Source organism: Paenibacillus oralis (assembly GCF_003863965.1).
Taxonomy (GTDB): Bacteria; Bacillota; Bacilli; order Paenibacillales; family Paenibacillaceae; genus Fontibacillus; species Fontibacillus oralis.
The window spans coordinates 5,489,643-5,508,361 of sequence record NZ_RRCN01000001.1 but is presented as its reverse complement, the minus strand read 5'-3'; the positions used below and the strand labels follow the sequence as shown (position 1 = coordinate 5,508,361).

Below are 18,719 nucleotides of genomic sequence, written 5' to 3'. Positions count from 1 at the left end.
AGTTATTTCCGCTTCCTCCGAAAATACAAGTAAACGAGCCCCACGATCCCAACCGCGGCCATCATCGGAAGACAAGTACGTCCCAAGGATCGCCCGAGGTGGAGTAAAGACATTTCTTGAAAAGCAGAGGCCGAGACGATTAAGCAGCCCAACCCCATTCCCATGATCATGATCACGATGAGCCATTCCGTTTTTCTCATGCCGGTTCCTCCTGCTGCTCGAACGCAAAGCGGAGCTCGAATCTCGCCCCCTGGCCAACCTCGCTGCTAACCAAAAGTTCCCCTCTCTGCAGCTCCGCCATTCTTTTGGCGATCGCCAGCCCGAGTCCCGTGCCTCCATGCTGCCGCGAACGCGATTTCTCCACGCGGTAGAACCGGTCGAAAATACGCGGGAGCTCGTCTGCGGGAATTCCGATGCCGGTATCCTGCACGGCCAAAAATACATATTCCGGGGTATGGTCCAGCTCAACGGTGATGCCGCCCTTTTCCGTATAACGCACCGCGTTTTCCAGGATATTAAGCACAATCTGCTCCGTCCTCAAGCCGTCTCCGTAGACCAAAGGAATGCCGTTATTAATTTTCGTCCGCAGCTGCAGCCCTTTGCCGGCCGCCTTCAACTGCACTTTGCGCACCGCGTTATCGGCAATTTCCGTCAAATCGATCCACTCCAGGGACAACGCGATTTTCCCTGCTTCCATTTTGGCCAGCTCAAACAAATCATTGACCAAATGCTCCAAACGAAGCGCCTCTTCGTGGATAATATCCAAATACCGGTCCTTTTCCTCTTCCGTATCGTATAGCCGGTTTTTGAGGACTTTTGCGTATCCTTCCAAATAAGTGATCGGAGTCCGCAACTCGTGGGATATGTTCGCAAAAAACTCCTGCCGCGTATCCCGGTACCGCTGAAGCTCCACGGCCAGATGATTGATGGAATCCGCCAGCATACCGATTTCATCGTTCCGCTGAATCGCTAATCTCGTTTCCAGCTCGCCGGCGGCAATGTTGCGGGTCGCGACCTGCATTTGCACTAGCGGCCTGGACAAAAGCCGGGCCATGATCCAGGCGATTCCCAAGGCAAGCAGAAGCGCCCCCGCTCCCGCCAGAACCAAAACACCCCGTACGGCCGAAAGCGATTCATCCATATGTTTGGTCGAAGACAAAACGTAGACGGCCGCCGTTATATTTTCCCCGGTTGCGTCAAATACCGGTTTGGCCGCGATAAAATACCGCTCCCCGCTCGGATCGGTATGTTCCGATTCGAGCGTCCGCCCGGCGAACAACAGCTTCACGTCCATTGGTTTAATAAACGTGCGCTCCGCCGTATCATAGGGCCCGGAATTCGCCAGCACGGTGCCTTGCCCGTTAATATAGAGGACGCTGACATTGGAAAAATCGGCGAATTTCAGCATGGTTTCTTCGGATAGCATATCCGGCGGTTCGCTCATCGCGGTAAAGTGGGTCGTTAGTTCGTTGACCTCCGTTCTCATTTCCGCAGTATAGAAATTCGCAAACATCCGGTCAATGGCCAGCCCCAGCGAGATAATCACCACGACAAAAGCCGCGAGAATGACGAGGCCGAGCTTAAAGCCTATTTTATTCCCGCTCATTTGGAAGTGCCCGCTCCGTTCCATTTATAGCCTACTCCCCACACGGTTTGAATCGGATTAAACCCGAGCTCCGCTCTGTGGGTCTTCTCCCGGATATTTTTGATATGCGTGTCAACAACCCGGATCTCCCCCTCGTATTCGCTTCCCCAAATCAAGCCCACCAATTCCTCACGGCTAAATGCGCGCTGCCCGTTTTTAGCAAACGTCAGAAACAAATCGAACTCTTTCAGGGTGAATTCCACCGGGGTGTTATGGATATAAACCTCCCTGCCTTCAGGCAGGATTCGAAGATGGCCAAACTCCAATACAGGCTCCTGTTTGACGGCAATTTGCGCGATCGCCGAACGGCGGATTAAAGCGTAAACCCGTGCGAGCAATTCCTCCTGCTCGAACGGCTTGGTCAAATAGTCGTCCGCGCCGATGCCAAGCCCATGCACTTTATCCTTGGTTTCGGAACGCGCGGTGAGCATCAGAATAGCAACGTTGTCATTTTCCCGGATCTTTTTGCAAACTTGCCACCCGTCCATATCCGGCAGCATAATGTCCAGCAAAATGACGTCAAATTGATGTTTCGCCGCCATGGCTAAAGCTTCGTAGCCATTCGTGGCCTCTTTCACCTCAAATCCTTCTCGCGTCAAATAGATGCGCAGCAAATTGCGCATATTCCATTCATCGTCCACAACCAGCACCTGTAGCTTTGACACTGCGGCACCCCCATTACATATACACATACATGATATTATAGCTTAAAAACGTATTGGCAGGACGCCAGATCGAACCTAACGCAAAACGCCCATTGGAAAAAATCCAATTGATTGACGGACAACGGACGCAATTTGGGACTCTAATTGGAAAAAATCCAATAGATTTCTCTCAAACCGCTCATTTTGCGCCCTGACGATCCTTATCTATTGGAAATATCCAATCAAGCCGCTGTAATTACCATCTATTTTCCATTTCTATTGGATATTTCCAACGAGGCCGTTCTTACGCGTTCTTGTAAGAACTCCTTTACCGGGACAGCTTTTGGAGCGCTTGCTTTATTTGTTCGTTCTGCGATTTAAGCTCGTCCAGTTCCGCCCGAATCGCTTGTTCGTTTGCCGAATGATGCGCCTGATCCCCTCCCCCATGACCATGCCCGTGTCCCTTCATACCAAACATCATAAAAATCATCATCAGCGGGCAAACCAGCACCAGCAACCAAGACCAATCCATTTTGCCTTCCTCCTTCATTGTTTCAACCTATGATAAGTTCATTCTACAAAAGGAATGTGTAGAAACGATGTGGAAAAAGCGAATAAACAAGCAAACACGGTTCAAAAGAACCGTGTTTGCGCCAAAGCAGCTGCATATTTCAATGGCTCGTTCCGTGCATATTTCCGTGGCCTTCTCCCGACTTGGCCGTGATTTCCAGCATCGAATCGATTTCTCCCTGCGCCTTCTCGCTAATCGTTGCCGCCGCCCCCGTCAGCCAGGCATGATTGTAGGGGCCTTCCGTCGGGGTCTGATCGTAAGCCGGCTGAACCGACATCACGTAGGACATCACCGATTCAGGCATCCCTCCTTGATCGGTCCACAGTAATGGAGCGTGTTTTCCCAAGTGGGAGAAAGGGGCGGCCGCAATAGCCAATGACGGCGAATCGACGTTCACAAAAGAAAAGTTATGTCCCGGCGTGGTGATCCCCCACCCGAACCCGGTTGTCTCATCTTTATATTTGGCAAAAGCGACCGCATTGGCATATGGATCTTCTCCGGAGATGCGCACCGTATTGCCGAATGACTTTAATTCACTTTCAACCTTGGCGGAAATCACGGATTCGGGGCCCAATATGTAAATATTCGCCTTGCCTCCCCGCGTTTGCAAAGCCTCCTTGGTTTCCTGAGGGATTTCGTCCTGCTTGACATACAGCAGCGGTTCGGGCATATGCGCGATCCAGTTGATGGCCGGCATGGTGTACTCTTGACTGTCCATGGAACCGATGATGACGGAGGATGGGTTTTCCCCGGCCACTTTCGCGTAATAGGCATCGATCGCCTTAGCCAAGGCAGCGGGATTGTCGGCCGCTAGTTTGTCCGTGTTGAAGCCCAACTCCTTCACCTGATCTTCAACGCCTTGTCCAAGATCCCCCACCAAAATCACTTGAACGCCCTGGTTGGATGCCACACCGCTGGGCTGGAGTCTTTTTAGTTCATTTGCCGTGGCTTCGGGAACGCCGTCTTTGTTCACAAACAAAATCGGGCCATTGCTTGGATGATGGATCAAATCGGCGCTGACCACGGCATTTTGCCAATTCTCCGCAGAGGTGAGAATGACGCTTCCGGGCCGGTTATCTTCACCGGTCGCCATCCATAGCGAACGGGAAACCGCTACCGCTGCTGCCACGGGATCATCGGTGTTGATCCGGGTCGTATTTTTGGAGGCAATCCATGGAACGGCCGCCGCGGTCCCACCCGCTTTGGTTTCATCCGCGGTTTGAACGGCGGTTCCTCCCACCTTCGCTTCATCCGCTGCCTCCTTGCCGCCCGTATTGGTACATGCCGACAACACCAACATCGCAGCCAAAACCGCCGTGCCAAGCTTGACAGATTTCTTCATGCAAACCTCCTGCAAATTCTCATTATTACCTAATTGGTATTATTAGGTGATAACTATTTTAAACAGAGAAGATGAAGAAAGTGTGTGGTTTTTATGGAGATTAAACGCTTGGCAAATGAATCCGGAACAATGTCGGATAGTCCGCATCACTCACAAGTTCCATGGCGCCTTGGTGACGCTCAATGATTTTTCGGCATATCGCCAGCCCCAGGCCCGTGCCCTCCTTCCCGGAAGCAGTACCGCGTACAAATTCCTCAAATAGCCGCTCCCTTTCCTGCTCCGGGAAGCCTAACCCGCTATCCCCGAGCCACAGGATGGCTTTTCCGTCCTTTTCCTCGCATGACGCATAAAGTTCGGTTCCCCGCGGATTGTACTTCAGCGCATTTCCGATCAGATTGGCAACTACGCGGTCCATATGCACCAGGTCCACCATGACATACAGCGGAGTTTCCGGAATTTCTGCGCGCAAGCGGAAGCCGTGATGTTCGATTTCGGGGTAAAATTCCGCGATTTTTTGCTGGTACCACTTCGTCAGATTCACTTTTTGCAGATTAAGCTTCAGTTGCTCGTCATCCAATTTCGCCAGCTCAAATAAATCCAGGATCAATTTACTCATATAGGAGGATTTATTGAGAATGTATTGGACATATTTCCGCCGATCTTTTTCGTCCGCCGGCGGGTTGTCCAGCAACAGCTGGGAGTAACCCAATATCGATGTAATCGGTGTTTTCAGATCGTGAGACAGGTGCAGCAGCAGATTCTGCTTGTTCTTTTCGGCCGTTTCTTTGGCCGCGGACGCCAGCTGCAGACGTTCGGCCATGTCGTTAAAAGCGTCGCGAATTTCCGCAAATTCCTGTTCGGCGTCAAAATGGAGCCGCTTCTCGTAGTGGAACCGTTGCATCTCCCCGATGCCTTGGGCGATTTGCTGGAGCGGCTTCTTCATTTGCCGGACGGAATACCGCGTGTAGAAGAACAGAGCCCCCATCAGGAACACGAGCAGGGAACTCGCAAAAATACCGACGGCAAGAAGCATCTTATCGTTTAGTTCGGGGGTTTTCCATAATAGGACGTACCGCTCGCCATTTGGTCCTTCCACCAAATAAGGATGATAGGTAATAAAGTGATCATTGCGGTACATGTCAATTTCGGCAAAAAGCCGGTCTCCGCCGTAGGCAGCGATATCGTCCTGTTTCTGCCCTTCCGTGGCGATGACATTCCCCTCTTCATCCAAAAGCTCCAGCCAGCCGCTGTACCGGTCGAGCAAGGTTCCATTTAAAGTCCCGTCCGCTTCGTACAGATCGGCCGCGCTGATTTGCTTAAAATCCGGAGTTTTGTCGAAAAAACGGTTCATCAGGAAATCCATATTGAGCAAAGCCAAGATGATCGACGCTAGCACAAGGCCAGTAATCGCTGTATAATTCAACAGAAACAAACGCTTGAGCGGCCGCTTGCCGGCATTTCGGTTATGCTTTTTCAAAACGGTAGCCGAGCCCCCTAATCGTCACGAGATGCACGGGTTTTCTCGGGTTGTCTTCGATCTTTTCGCGGATTTTGCTGATATAGACCATCACCAGATTTTCATCCCCCATATATTCCTCGCCCCATACCTGCTCGTAAATATGCGCTTTTGTAAAAACCCGTCCCGCGTTTTTCATCAGCAGCGCCAAAATTTTAAATTCATAAGAAGTTGTCTCCTTGTACTCTCCCCGCTTGTACAGCTTGCAGCTCAGAAGATCCAGGGCGACGTCGCCGATTTCGATAAACTCCCGATCCCGCTGTTCCGGCGTCTGGTACGATTCCGCACGGCGAAACAAAGCCTGAACCCGGCTGACCACCTCCAGCGGATTAAAGGGCTTGCCGATATAATCATCCGCTCCGAGCTGGAGCCCGTTAATTTTGTCCATATCGTCGGATTTGGCGGAAATAAACAGAAAAGGGATATGGGAGTCCTGCCGCATTTTCCGGAGCAATTCAATGCCATCCATTTCGGGCATCATCACGTCGGCCAGGACCAAATCGATCCGCTCCCTTTGAAAAAGTTCAAGCGCTTCCTGCCCGTTTTCGGCTTCAAAGGTGCCATAACCGTAATTTTTCAGATAGATCCCCAGCAGCTCGCGGATTTCTTTTTCGTCGTCGATGATCAAAATCGCTTTAATTCCCCTCACCCCGTAAACGTAAATGTGCCCTTTTGTTCACAGAGGCGGCTCTGCAAACAAAAGGGACTTGATTATCCTATCCTAGTATAAGTTATCCGCGAACTTCGACAATAGCGCGGCCGCTTCTTGCCGGAGCATCGGCTCCTGCGACCGGTAGTCGAGTCCGCTGCCTGGCGATCCTGCGATCTCCGGCCCATATAATCCTTTCGCCACGACATAACGAACTCCTTCAAGCGCCCACGGACTGGTCGTCCCGCTTACCTTCGCCTCCATGGGAGCCGCATGCAGGTAAGCGGCAGCCATATTCCAAACCAGGTTAGCCGCCTCTTCCCGGGTGATCGGTTTGGACGGATGGAATTTGCCATCGCCCGTCCCCTTGATGATGCCGAATTCATAAGCGGCTTGAATTTCTTGGGCATAGGGGCTGCCTTCGATATCCGCGAATACCGGATTTTGCCTTGACGGAGCAATCCCCGTCCAGCGGATGAACCAGCCGATGAACTCGCCTCTGGTTATCTGTTCTTCGGGCCGGAATGCCGCCTCTCCGCTTTCCCGGCCGATAATATCAAGCTGGCGCAGGTGGCTGATATATGCGGCATAAGGGTGGTCCGGGCCAATATCCGGATACTTCCGGGGTTCGGGCATTTTTTGCGACCAGCTGTCCGATTTTTGATCGTAATATAAAGCCCGCACCGTGTTGTCGTCATTCAGCTTAAACGCGGCTTTCACGCCGTTTTCGTCTTCAAACAGCAGCGGCTCGATCGCGCGAAGCCGGTGTTCGCCCAGCGGATCGGTTGCGATCAGCAGGCCGCTTTCGGCGCGAATGCGGGTCGTCCACATCCGGTTCCGCAGGTCGCTATACACACCTTCGAATTGCTTCAAGGACTGCTGATCGGTGGTGATCGGCTGCTCTCCGGCAGCGGTTTTTTCCGGATAATAATGATCCATAAAGGCTTCAAACAACGGAATCCGGAAGTCAAAATCCTTGTTCACGTTGACGTATACGCCGACGTTTTCCTCCGGCAGCAGCCACATTCCACTATGGTATCCGTCCATATCCCCGCCTTTTTCCACCACATAACGCCCGTTATAGATTTGGCGGTTGGAATATTCGAACCCGTACGCCATGTTCGGCAGCTTCGCATGGATAGCAAGCTGCGGACGATGCATTTCCGCGGCCGACGCCGTATCCAAAATCTTGGCATCCCCCAGCTTGCCGCCGTTCAGATGCGCCATCATGAATTTCGCCATATCGGAGCCGGTTGAAAACATGCCGCCGGCGGGAAGCACGGTCGGAACGGTGGCATATTGCGGAATAGGTTTGCCTGTCACATCGTAGGGTACAGCTAACTGCTCGTTGATTTGCGGCGTAAAACGAAAGCCGCTGCTTGTCATCCCAAGCGGTTCAAAGATATGCTCCCGGACGTATTCTTCAAAAGGCTGGCCCGCTACCTGCTCAACGGCATATCCCTGCAGCGTAAAACCGAGGTTGTCATAACGATAGTATTTGCCGGGCTCTTTGACGACGGTTGGGACATTAGCTTTAATGAAAGACTTTAAAGAAACCTCCCGCTTCAAATCCGGCGATGTTAGCTCGGAAGTATCTCCGTAGTCGAACCCGGTGCTGTTCGTTAATAAGCTTTTCATCGTCAGCGGCGTGTTCGTTTTATTGGGGATGCGGACGCCGCCCAAATAGGGCGTTATGTCCTCGTTCAAGTCGATTTTCCCTTGATCCGCCAGCTGCATTACCGCCGTAGCGGTAATCACCTTTGAAACCGAAGCGATCCGAAATACGGTACGCTCCGGATCCACGGGCAGCTTCTTCGCCGTATCCGCGTATCCGTACCCTTTTTGGGCCAGGACTTGATCGCCCTTCACGACCATGACCACAGCCCCGGCCATATTTTTGGAAATTTCAGGATCTGCGAAAAATTCATCGAAAAACCGCCCCACTTCTTCGGGATCGCTTGGTCCCTCCGCCGCTGCGGAAGCGGTATTGTACAATACGCTATTGCCGCCGCCTCCGATAGCGCCCGTGATCATCACGATCCCCAAGGCAACGGCCGCTTTGGTGCGGAACGCTCGCCACATGTTCATTGACTAATCTCTCCCCTCGCTATTTAAGTACATTACAAGGGTAACCGGGCAATCTTAATCCGGTTTCTATGCAACCTTAATGTAATCTTAAATCGTCATTTACCCAATCAACGCTATAGTTCGACAACCTTGGTGGCAATATGATCGCAAAATTCGCGGTCATGCTCTACGAAAAGTATGGTCGGCGCGTATTGCAGCAGCAGTTCTTCGATTTGCATCCGCGAAATGACGTCGATGAAATTCAGCGGTTCGTCCCAGACCAGGAGATGGGCCTGCTCGCAGAGACTTTTCGCGATCAGCACTTTCTTTTTTTGACCGCCGCTAAATGCCGCCATGTCCTTTTCGAACTGAATTCGGGAAAAATCCAGCTTTCTTAAAATCGCCTTAAACAGGCTTTCATCAATTCCTTCGCCCCGGGCATAGTCCGTTAAGTTGCCTTGGAGGTGGGAAGTATCTTGGTTGACATAAGATATTTTAAGTTTACTTCCTACTCTAACCGTTCCCGTGTAGCTGATATCCTCGCCGCAAATGAGTTTCATGATGCTGGATTTGCCGGACCCGTTTTTCCCGGAAAGCGCAATCCGCTCCCCCTGCTCGATCGTAAAGCTGATATCCTCGCAAACCGTCTTCTCCCCGTAAAAAATCGAAACATGCTCAAGCTGGGCCAGCCGGGAGTTATGAAAGGCGAGCTGCGTGATCTTTAAACTCTCCGACGTTTCAATGTTTTTCAGCAGCTTGGACTTTTCTTCAATGGCGGATTGCTGCCGTTGTTCCATCGATTTGGAGCGCTTCATCATCTTGGCGGCTTTGTGGCCGATATATCCTTTATCCACCTTGGACCCGGAGTTTCTCGTACCGTTTTTCGTTTTTTCCACTTCGTGCGACCAGTTGTTTGTCCGTTTCGCCGCTTCCGACAAGCGTTTGATATCTTTTTTTAGCTTATCGTTTTCGGCAAGCTCATAATTATCCTGCAGCTGTTTGTTTTCCAACCAATCGGAAAAATTGCCCTTCTGAATTTCGATATTCGTCCTATTGATGGACAGGATATGATCTACGCAATTGTCCAAAAACGCCCGGTCGTGCGAGACCAGAATAAAACCGCTTTTGCCCGCCAAATAATCACTCACGAGCCTTCGCCCTTTCATGTCCAGATGGTTGGTCGGTTCGTCGATGAGCAGAAAGCGGTTTTCCTTCAAGAATAATGCCGCAAGCATCACCTTTGTCTGCTCACCGTTCGACAAGGATTCAAACGGCCGGTACAACACATCTTCTGACACCTTCAGCAAGTTCAGCTCGCGCATAAGTTCCCAGTTGACATAGTCCGGAAATATTTCGCGGACGACATCCAGGGTAAGATATTCCGGGTGGTTGATATGGAAAGGGAAATACTCAAAACCGACATCAGCAGAAATATGACCGCTGTATTCGTATTTACCCTGAAGCAGGTTCATAAACGTCGTTTTGCCCCTGCCGTTCCTCCCCGTAAATCCAAGTTTCCAATCGGTATCGATTTGAAAGCTGACGTCTTCAAAAATGTTATCGTAACTGCCATCATAGGCAAAAGTCAGATTCGTCACTTTAATTAATGACATGAAATGATCCTCCTGCAAAAAAAATTTGAGCCGCAAGAAAGTTACTTTCCGCAGCTCAAATAAATACAGCAAATCCGCGCCCACCTCGGACGTCAGATCAGGATATTCCGTTTGAGCGAAAAGGATAAGCAACTTTCTTGCATAGGAAAAATAAAACAGGCGAAATGATTTCGCTTTGTTGTTTTATGATTCTTAGCAAGAAAAATCCATTATCCTCTTCAGCTCCTGTCCTTTAAATTATGTGTATTTTAACATACCCGTTTTTAAAATTCAACCATTCAACGCCAGGATGGCCAACAGGCCTTGCTTGATCACTTTAAGGGTTGTCCGCTATAAGTTTTTATATCCAACGGTTCGGTTAAAAACTGACCCGCCTTGGCCACGAATGAGGTGAAATGTTCACTGGAATTATGGGAAGCCACTGCGGCCGAATCTTCCCAAACTTCAACCATCGTAAACGCATGTTCCTTTTCCGTATCTTTATACAGCCGGTACGATATATTACCAGCTTCATTTCTCGAGGCTTGTACAAGTGGCGCAATCTCCTCCAAAAAACTTGCTTCCTTCATTGGGTCTACTTGAAACCCGGCATGAATAATAATCACCTTTTCCATCCCTTTCTGTTTTATACGGTCTCTTTATAGTATTACATTTTCAAAAAAACAGCAAAAAATTCCAAAAAACCGGCACGGACTAGAGGAATTCCTTAGCCCATGCCGGCTTGACGATACCGTTATTTTAAAAATTGTACGTTAGAAAACACGGACGTATTATATTTTTCCGTTGCATTGTTCACTTCGGCCGCATCAGCCACCAGGCCGACGTACACTCTTTCGGGCAGATCAACGTTGACTATCCCTACCGTCGTCCAGGTGCTTCCGTCTGCTGAGATCATCGAGGTGAATTGATCCCCTTCACGGACAAGCTTGATCCAATAGGGCAGTTGGAACTCCTCTTCCGGTTGAATGACAGAAACCTCTCCTCCCTCGGCAGCACGGCTAAGCGTGACGCCTCTTTTGCCCGTCCGAATATACGGAACGACAAGCGAGACAAATGGGGCGTCTTCAGTCAGGCTTTCACGAAACATTACGCCCGCTTCCGCTCCTTCATTCGTAGGAGTAATGCTTTCAACTTTGGCGATGATCTCCATGTCTCCTGTGTGTTTCTGATAGGCAAAATGAAAGGAGTCCTTCGTGCCGCCGATATCTCCAGCGGATTTGACTGTTAGTTCGCCGGGTGATTCACCAAGTTGAGTGTGCCCCGGTATGCCTGGACTGCCGACGTCAGCAGAATCCCATGGCTTGATTTTTGTTTTGGTGTTCACGTGAACCACCACGTTCGTTGAGAAGGCAGAAGTACCTGTATCATCGATTGCTTTCGCTACCCAATAATGGGTTCCGTCCACAGCATCTTTCCATCTGAAGCGGTATGCCTTGCGGTCATCTTCACCCATTTTCTCACCATTGAGATAAAACTCCACCTTTGAAACAGTACCGTCCTTATCGGAAGCGGCCGCTTCGATCGTGATATCCTTACCGGCTTTGTCCCGTCTCCCGGAGCCGTTTGGCCGGCAATGGTCAGATTATCCCCGATGATCTTAAGCGGTGATTCCAGCCGGATCACACCGCCGACCTTGAATACAACCGTCCGATTGCTCTCACTGACAGCGTCTCGAAGTGAACCCGGACCCGAGTCGGCCAGCGTCGTTACTTCGTACACATCGCCGCCCCGGCCGCCTGTCGTATATTTACCGCCTCCTTCAGCACCCGGGAATGCAGGGGGCCGGGTAGCGTTTGACGGTTCTGCGGATTCCGATGTTACTTCAGCCTGTACCCCGCTTGCAAAGCTGGTGGACAACAGCGCAACGATGAGCAGTTGTTTCAACCATTTTGTTGTTTTCAAGTGCATACCTCCTCTTCAAATTGGGTTACAGAATAGCGGATTTTTGAATGATGGTGAATGTCTTTCCTGAGCCGGCCGGAAATTCAATTACATTGCCATGTTGTTCTACTGTTACTTCCCGTAGGATTCTTTATACTCCTTCGCGATCTGATCTCCGCCGCTCTCCCTCCATCTCTTCACCGCAGCCTGCCAACCGGCTTCGTCAATCTGGCCCATAATAAACTTGGTTTGGGCATCGGTAATGATCTGCTCCAATTCTCCGCCGCGTTCATTGTAAGTTTCCGACTTCAGAGTCAGAGCCGGATTCGGAACGATGTAATTTTCATTCTCGTATACGATTTTTTTGTTCAAGTCGAATAGCGCCGTGCCTTTGGGCTTCTTCTCCATGTTGTATAAATCGCCCCGCTGCGGCAAAGTATCCCGGTAAGGCTTGACTTCCTGCACATCTTTATCGGCGTCAATGGTCACGGTGTAATCGCCTTCAACTTTATAGTGAACGCCTTCAATCCCTTTGTTGATCAGATTCACCATCTCGGGATCGAGCAGCTTATCAACGAATGTCAGCACTTTATCCAGCTCTTCTTCAGAAGTAACCGTCGATTTGGGGATTGCCAAAAAACCGGTATTTCCGCTTTCCCCCGGCACCCGTCTGCCTTCCGGGCCTTGCAGCGGCGATACGTTCACAACCGCTTTGGGATCTACCTTTTCCAGTTTCGTTTGCAAAGATTGGCCGTTACCGCCGGAGATGCGGATATTTGCCCGGCCCGCTTCGTACACCTTATTGAGCTCCGAGGAATCTACAACGGCGAAATCCTGATTGATCAATTGTTTTTCATACAATCTTCTGAACAGTTTCATCACTTCAAAGAACTGCGCGGATTCAAATTCCGGATAGAAATTTCCTTGTTCATCGATCCCCCACTTGTTGGGGGCACCCTGGGATACGGCCAGCCGGGTCAGTGTCGATGCAGTCCCCTGATTGTAGGCTTTGTCCAGCATCATCCCGTAGGTATCCCTTTTGCCGTTTTGGTCAGGATCCTCTTCCGTGCTGTACCGGATAATTTCATACCAGTCGTCCAGCGTCACCGGCGCTTTGAGTCCGGCAGCGTCCAGCCAGTCCTGGCGATAGCTGACGATCGCCCGGCCCATGTCCCGGAACAGCGGAATCCCGTAAACTTTGCCGTTTACTTTGATATTATCGTAATAGGCCTGCGGTTGTGCGGCCAGGTTCGGATAATTTTGCAGTTTGTCCGTAATATCCCAGAACAGATCGGCTTCAAGCGAGCTGATCGTAGTAGGCGTATAATTCAGCTTAATCAGTTTGGGAAGCTCGTTGGAAGCGATCATGACGTTAATCTTCTCGTCGTACGCGGAGTAGGGAATCCACTGAATGCGCAGATCCGTATGGGTGTATTCGCGGATTTTCTCTTCGATCGGATTGTTCGGGTCCGGTATTTCCCCTACCTGATTGACCACCAGCGAAAGCGGATAAGGTCCATTACCTTCCGCCGCGCCTCCTCCGGTATTGCTTCCGCAAGCCGTCAGGATCATCATCCCCGCCAACAGCGTCAGGGCGGTCTTCATCCATTTCCTCTTCATGTTTACCCCTCCATAATCGTTGTTTATTTGAACCAAATGATCAGCCTTTCACGGAACCCAACATAACCCCTTTTGTAAAGTGTTTTTGCAGAAACGGATAGACAAGCAAAATAGGTATGGTGGCAAAGACGATAACCGCCATCCGGATGGTCAACGGTTGCACATTCATCTCATCGAAATTCGTATCTCCCACCCGGCTCTGTGCCAGAATAACGATCTCTCTAAGCAGCACCTGAATCGGCCATTTCGAATTATCATTGATATACAAGATGGCATTGAAAAATGTATTCCAATGCGCGACCGCATAAAACAAACCGAAGGTAGCCATAGCCGGCAAAGACAACGGAATGACAATGCGAAGCAGAACCCCCAGATCGTTGCAGCCATCGATTTTGGCCGAATCCTCCAGCCCGTCGGGGATTTGCTGGAAGAAGTTTTTAAGCACAATCAAGTTGAACGCACTGATGGCATTCGGAATCATTAATGACCACAGCGTATTGGTCAGATTCAGCGCATTCACAACGAAGTAGGTTGGAATCATTCCCCCGCTGAACAGCATGGTAATCAACACGCCAAGCAGGATGGGATTCCTGCCCCGAAGATTGGCCTTGGACAACGGGTACGCCATAAGCGAAGTAAACGCCAGATTAATAAGCGTCCCTGCCACCGTAATGTATATCGATACAAGCATGCTTCTCGGCAACGTATCCGAGGAGAAAATGTACTGATAAGATACCAATGACCATGCTTTGGGCCATAAGATCAGCCCCCCTCTGGCGACTTCTGCCGGACTGGCAAAGGAAACCGCCAAAACGTAAAGAAATGGCAGCACGCACACAATGGCAATGATAAATAGAACCGAATAGTTGATGATGTCAAACAGACGATTGCCCCACGTTTTGTCTTGACGCACATTTTTTCCCTCCTTCATCTTCCGATTCAAACATCAGCATTCCCCTGCTAATAAACGCCTTCTTCCCCGAATTTCTTGGCCAGCCAGTTCGAGCCGAGCACCAGCACTAATCCAACGAAGGATTTGAACAATCCGACGGCGGCGCTGTAGCTATACTGGGCTTGAGTCATGCCTTTCGTGTATACATAGGTGTCAAACACCTCGGCCACTTCCCGGTTCGTTGGCGTAATCATCAGGAAGATCTGTTCGAACCCCGAGTCGAGGAAGTTGCCTAGCCTCAGAATCAGCAGAATGATAATCGTGCTGCGGATGGCCGGAAGCGTGATATGCCACAGCTGGCGCCAGCGGCCAGCCCCATCGATGCGGGCGGCTTCATATTGCTGCAAGTCCACACCTGCCAGAGCGGCGAGAAAAATGACGGTGCCCCACCCCACTTCCTTCCAAATGCTCTGTGACACAATCATCGTCCTGAACCAATCCGCCTCAAGCAGGAAGGCGATTTTTTGGCCTGTCAGTTGATGGATGAGTTCATTAACAATGCCGTTCTCTGTTGTAAACAAAATATAAAAAATGCCAACAACGACGACCCAGGATACAAAATGCGGAATATAGATCAGCGTCTGGACAAAGCGTTTGAAGCGTTCTCTGCGAAGTTCATTCAACATCAGCGATAAAATAATCGGCAGCGGAAAGAAAAAGATCAAATTATACAGGGCCAGGATAAGCGTGTTGCGGAACAGCATCCAAAACTGTGGTTCGCTAAAGAAGCGGACAAAATGTTTAAAGCCGACCCATGGACTCCCGAAAAAACCAAGATGAGGCTTGTAATCCTGAAAAGCCATGGTCACCCCGTACATTGGAACATATTTGAAAATGAGAAAATACAGCACACCAGGCAGAAGCATCAGATACATCCACCTGTCTCGGATCAAATCATGAACCAGTTGCTTTCTCTTCTGCCGGCGCACTTCCTTTTTCAATCGCGGGCCTGCCGCCGCCAGAGTTGGATTTGACTTCATAGACTCCTCTCCTTCTCAAATGAGAACTTGAAACCAAATTCTTGTATGCGTTTTCGCGATTTCATTATTCATCGCAGCCTTCATAAAAATCTATACTCCGTTCATGACTTTCCGTGCCAAACCGCGAAAAAACGCGGTGTTTATCAGGGACGAAGGGCTTGCATCCTTTCTTCGCGTATGCCGGATTCCACCCGTTGTATGCCGATTATGACTTCCCATCGTACACCGTTATCGTTGCCGCACATAGGCTGAACAACAAGAGCCGAACGCTAGCGTCCGGCTCTTGTTTCTTCTTCATTGTACAACTGTTCACGATACTGGCCGGGAGTCATACCGAATGTCCGGCGAAACGTGCGAATGAAAGCGCTGATGTTGGTGTAGCTGACCTTTTGACCGATACCCGATATTTTCATATTTGTAGTGGCAAGAAGGTGCTTGGCAACATTCATCCGGTACTCGCTCAAGTATTCACTAAAAGAAACGCCCATTTCTTTTTTGAATACCCGGCTCATATAAGCGGGGTTAAAGCTCATGACAGCGGCACAATATTCGAGCGAAATGTCTTGATCATATTGCTCATGCACGATCTCGACGATCCTGCGGGTAATGTTCACGAATTGCTTATCAGCCATCTCTTCCAAAATCCCGGCAAGGGGCGTAAACAATTTACTAAGGAACCAGCTTGAAATCTCGGTTCTTGTCTGCAGCCGGAACAGATGCTTCAGCTCTTCCTCTCCATTCCACAACTGCCGCATGGACAATCCATGCTCTTGAACAATCCCCATCGTCCTGGAAGCCAGCTGCAGCAGCAATAAGTGATGCTCCTGATGGAATCCGTCCTGGCACATGAGTTCATCCAGATAACGCTGGAACAGCTGCTCCACTTTTCCAAGTTGCCGCTCCTCCAGCGCAAGCATGATCTGATCTTCGGTCAGTCTCAATTTCGTGTAAACCGTCTTCTCGGTATTGCTTCGATTTTCGATGTCAGCATATTGTACGATGATGTTCGGCCCGAGTACAAAACGCAATTTGAGTGCGGCAGTACTTTCTTTGTATGCGCGTTTCGTATCGGATAACCGCTTAAACGGATGGCTGATGCCAATACTGCATTCCAAGCCCAGACATCCCTGAACTTTGGTTTTAATCTGTTGAGCGGTCTGCAAAAACAAAACCTGCCCGGCTTCGCAAGTTTCTTCTTTGCAGGTGAGCAGCGTGACCTGGGCATGATTTAATACGATTGGACTGAAGCGGTCCTCCACAGGCACGATTTCCGAGACCATATTGTTGACAGCGAACAGCAGCAGTTCGCGGTCCTGTTCTTGAAATCGGGACAAATGGAAATTATCCAGCTCCAATGTCAGTACGCCAAGGCTTTTCCAGCCATCCGGAAATCCGTACCGTTCGGAAACATATTTGCCGTCTTCTCCCGGCATCTGTTCGGAAAACAGTTTCAGGACATAAAATTCCCGCAAGTGCACAGCCTGCGATTTCATTTGTTTATCCAGTTCGTTTCTGGATACGGCAAGGCTAGACAGACTCTCACGAATGAACTCAAATTCATCTTTCCGATTGTTACCGGCTTGCCGCTGCAGCTGAATACCTGTGGCAAACTCGTGCAGTTTTCGTATCGGGCTGTACATCTTCCGGCTGCCAAACAGGGAGACAATCAGGACGGCGGCCATAGTGACTAAACAAGCGGCGGCTGTAATCAGCGCAATGCTTCCTGTCTGATCGGTGACTTTATCCAGCGGTACAACGGAAACATACGTCCAGCCATTATAGTCGGATCTTAAATACAGCACACTTACCATCTTTCCTTCGCTTTCCGCGTGAAGTGCGCCTTGCGGCGGCCCGGACTGCTGAATCCTTTCCACGATTTGGCCGTTGATGGACTGATAAGCCTCACGATCTTGAGGCGGCGACAAAAACGCTTCTCCCTGCTCGTTCAAAATATATTGTGTGGCCCGCAAGTTATCGGGCTCCAGCATATTGCGGATATCCTTGGCGGAAATTTGCAGGATCAGAATCCCCTTGGGAACAGCGTTTTTGGATAACAGCGGCATTTTATGCACCAGCCGAAGTGTCGTTGCCGTCTCTTGCCGGCTGGTCCAATTATCCTGATCCGTAACGTTGGAGGGATTAAACACTTCTTCAGTTCCGGTTATCCAAAAGATGCGGTCCGTTTTATCCAAGTATCTGTCCAAGTCCGATGGATTCAATTCCATATTGTCCATACCATCAAGCGGCTTTAACGAATTCAGATCCACAACCCACTCATGTTTTAGATTGACCACATAAACCTGGTTTAGGATCGTCTGGGTCTGCAAATGAAACATTTCGTTCATCAGTTCCCGAACCTTGATGAAATCCTGCGCACTTAATTTGCTGTTCATTACGGAGTTAAGTAAGGAAGAATTCTCAAACTGCAAGGCAGTTCGTTGCATCGAATCCAAATTTTGCTCCACTCTCATCCGGGTCTGATTAAGGAGGTGCATATTGCCCTCGTTCACTTTCTCCTCCACATCTTTCGCGGCTATAAAATAAGAAAACAAACCGATAAGAATGGTCGGCACCAAACCCAGCAACAAACTGTAAATCAGAATGTTAAGCCTGAATTTGCTCAATTTCGTTTGCTCCCCCTTGGGTAGGGTCGATTTTTCTGAAGATTAGACTTGTTCATCAAATTGTTAGCGCTTGCAAAACAACCTGTTTCGCTGTGTTTGATGAACTTTGGTATCAGCTTAACCACGGCGGACCTATTTTTCAAGCTAATCCCATGCCCGTTCCGCTTCATTTTTATATTTTTTTGCTCTTTTTCCCGCTCAAAACCAAAATCGGGGCTGGACAGGGGCTGGACAAAACTATTCGGAGTACACGAGGTGAGCTAACGGACTGAAATAACCTTATTTCGTCGAAATCAAGCGTTTTAGGAGTGCTAACGGACCCTATCGACCTTATTTGCCCTTTCCAGACCCATTTTGGGCTGTTTTCGGACAAATAAGGTCTTTCCGGTCCGTTAAAAAATAAAACGCCGGCTTTTTCGGCAAATAAGGGCGCTCCGGTCCCTTAGCAAGTCCAGGATGAAGTCCCACGTTCCCATGGCCGGCCGTCAAGCACCGATTTTTAGGTTGAGCCCTTCCTCCTGCAAAAAGTTAAGCCGCAAGAAGTTTACTGTCCCGCAGCTTAAATAGATACACAAATTCTAGCCCGAACGACTTCCCGACAGTAGGGTTCCAGCA

At 49.8% G+C, this 18,719-nt stretch carries 15 protein-coding genes and 1 pseudogene; all 16 read right to left on the bottom strand.

Annotated features, from left to right (window positions below; genetic code table 11):
- Positions 1-2: 2 nt before the first annotated feature.
- The gene (locus EHV15_RS24545; protein WP_128633533.1) at positions 3-200 is read right to left on the bottom strand and encodes a hypothetical protein; all 198 of its coding nucleotides are present in this window, start codon (positions 198-200) and stop codon (positions 3-5) included.
- Complete coding sequence (locus EHV15_RS24540) at positions 197-1,630, bottom strand: sensor histidine kinase (RefSeq protein ID WP_246061760.1); 1,434 nt, start codon at positions 1,628-1,630, stop codon at positions 197-199. The genes EHV15_RS24545 and EHV15_RS24540 overlap by 4 nt, the downstream gene beginning before the upstream one ends.
- Complete coding sequence (locus EHV15_RS24535; protein ID WP_128633532.1) at positions 1,603-2,337, bottom strand: response regulator transcription factor; 735 nt, start codon at positions 2,335-2,337, stop codon at positions 1,603-1,605. The genes EHV15_RS24540 and EHV15_RS24535 overlap by 28 nt, the downstream gene beginning before the upstream one ends.
- A 280-nt stretch (positions 2,338-2,617) precedes the next feature.
- A complete protein-coding gene (locus EHV15_RS24530; protein WP_128633531.1) occupies positions 2,618-2,821 on the bottom strand; it encodes a DUF2933 domain-containing protein in 204 nt (67 codons plus the stop codon).
- Positions 2,822-2,960: 139 nt separating this feature from the next.
- Positions 2,961-4,202 carry a cell wall-binding repeat-containing protein gene (locus EHV15_RS24525; protein ID WP_128633530.1) on the bottom strand — a complete coding sequence of 414 codons (1,242 nt, stop codon included), beginning with the start codon at positions 4,200-4,202 and terminating at the stop codon, positions 2,961-2,963.
- Positions 4,203-4,302: 100 nt separating this feature from the next.
- Complete coding sequence (locus EHV15_RS24520; protein ID WP_128633529.1) at positions 4,303-5,679, bottom strand: HAMP domain-containing sensor histidine kinase; 1,377 nt, start codon at positions 5,677-5,679, stop codon at positions 4,303-4,305.
- Entirely contained in the window at positions 5,666-6,358 is a 693-nt protein-coding gene (locus EHV15_RS24515) for a response regulator transcription factor (RefSeq protein ID WP_128635516.1), read from the bottom strand. Before EHV15_RS24515 ends, EHV15_RS24520 begins: the two co-directional genes overlap by 14 nt.
- Positions 6,359-6,439: 81 nt before the next feature.
- Positions 6,440-8,455, bottom strand: a complete 2,016-nt coding sequence (locus EHV15_RS24510) for a serine hydrolase domain-containing protein (protein WP_128633528.1) — start codon at positions 8,453-8,455, stop codon at positions 6,440-6,442.
- A gap of 113 nt (positions 8,456-8,568) precedes the next feature.
- Positions 8,569-10,047, bottom strand: a complete 1,479-nt coding sequence (locus tag EHV15_RS24505; RefSeq protein WP_128633527.1) for an Lsa family ABC-F type ribosomal protection protein — start codon at positions 10,045-10,047, stop codon at positions 8,569-8,571.
- Between the two features lie 311 nt (positions 10,048-10,358).
- Entirely contained in the window at positions 10,359-10,652 is a 294-nt protein-coding gene (locus EHV15_RS24500; protein ID WP_128635515.1) for a putative quinol monooxygenase, read from the bottom strand.
- Positions 10,653-10,780: 128 nt separating this feature from the next.
- On the bottom strand, positions 10,781-11,527 hold the full coding sequence (locus tag EHV15_RS37575; RefSeq protein WP_246061758.1) for a DUF1349 domain-containing protein: 747 nt from the start codon (positions 11,525-11,527) through the stop codon (positions 10,781-10,783).
- Positions 11,528-11,592: 65 nt separating this feature from the next.
- Positions 11,593-11,955 (bottom strand): annotated as a pseudogene (locus EHV15_RS37570) (Ig-like domain-containing protein); the annotation flags it as partial.
- A gap of 105 nt (positions 11,956-12,060) precedes the next feature.
- Positions 12,061-13,548: an extracellular solute-binding protein gene (locus EHV15_RS24490; RefSeq protein ID WP_128633526.1), complete on the bottom strand. Its 1,488-nt coding sequence runs from the start codon at positions 13,546-13,548 to the stop codon at positions 12,061-12,063.
- A 40-nt stretch (positions 13,549-13,588) separates the two neighbouring features.
- Entirely contained in the window at positions 13,589-14,461 is an 873-nt protein-coding gene (locus EHV15_RS24485; protein ID WP_128633525.1) for a carbohydrate ABC transporter permease, read from the bottom strand.
- Between the two features lie 47 nt (positions 14,462-14,508).
- A complete protein-coding gene (locus tag EHV15_RS24480; protein ID WP_128633524.1) occupies positions 14,509-15,480 on the bottom strand; it encodes an ABC transporter permease in 972 nt (323 codons plus the stop codon).
- A gap of 269 nt (positions 15,481-15,749) precedes the next feature.
- Positions 15,750-18,104 carry a helix-turn-helix domain-containing protein gene (locus EHV15_RS24475; RefSeq protein WP_128633523.1) on the bottom strand — a complete coding sequence of 785 codons (2,355 nt, stop codon included), beginning with the start codon at positions 18,102-18,104 and terminating at the stop codon, positions 15,750-15,752.
- Positions 18,105-18,719 lie beyond the last annotated feature (615 nt).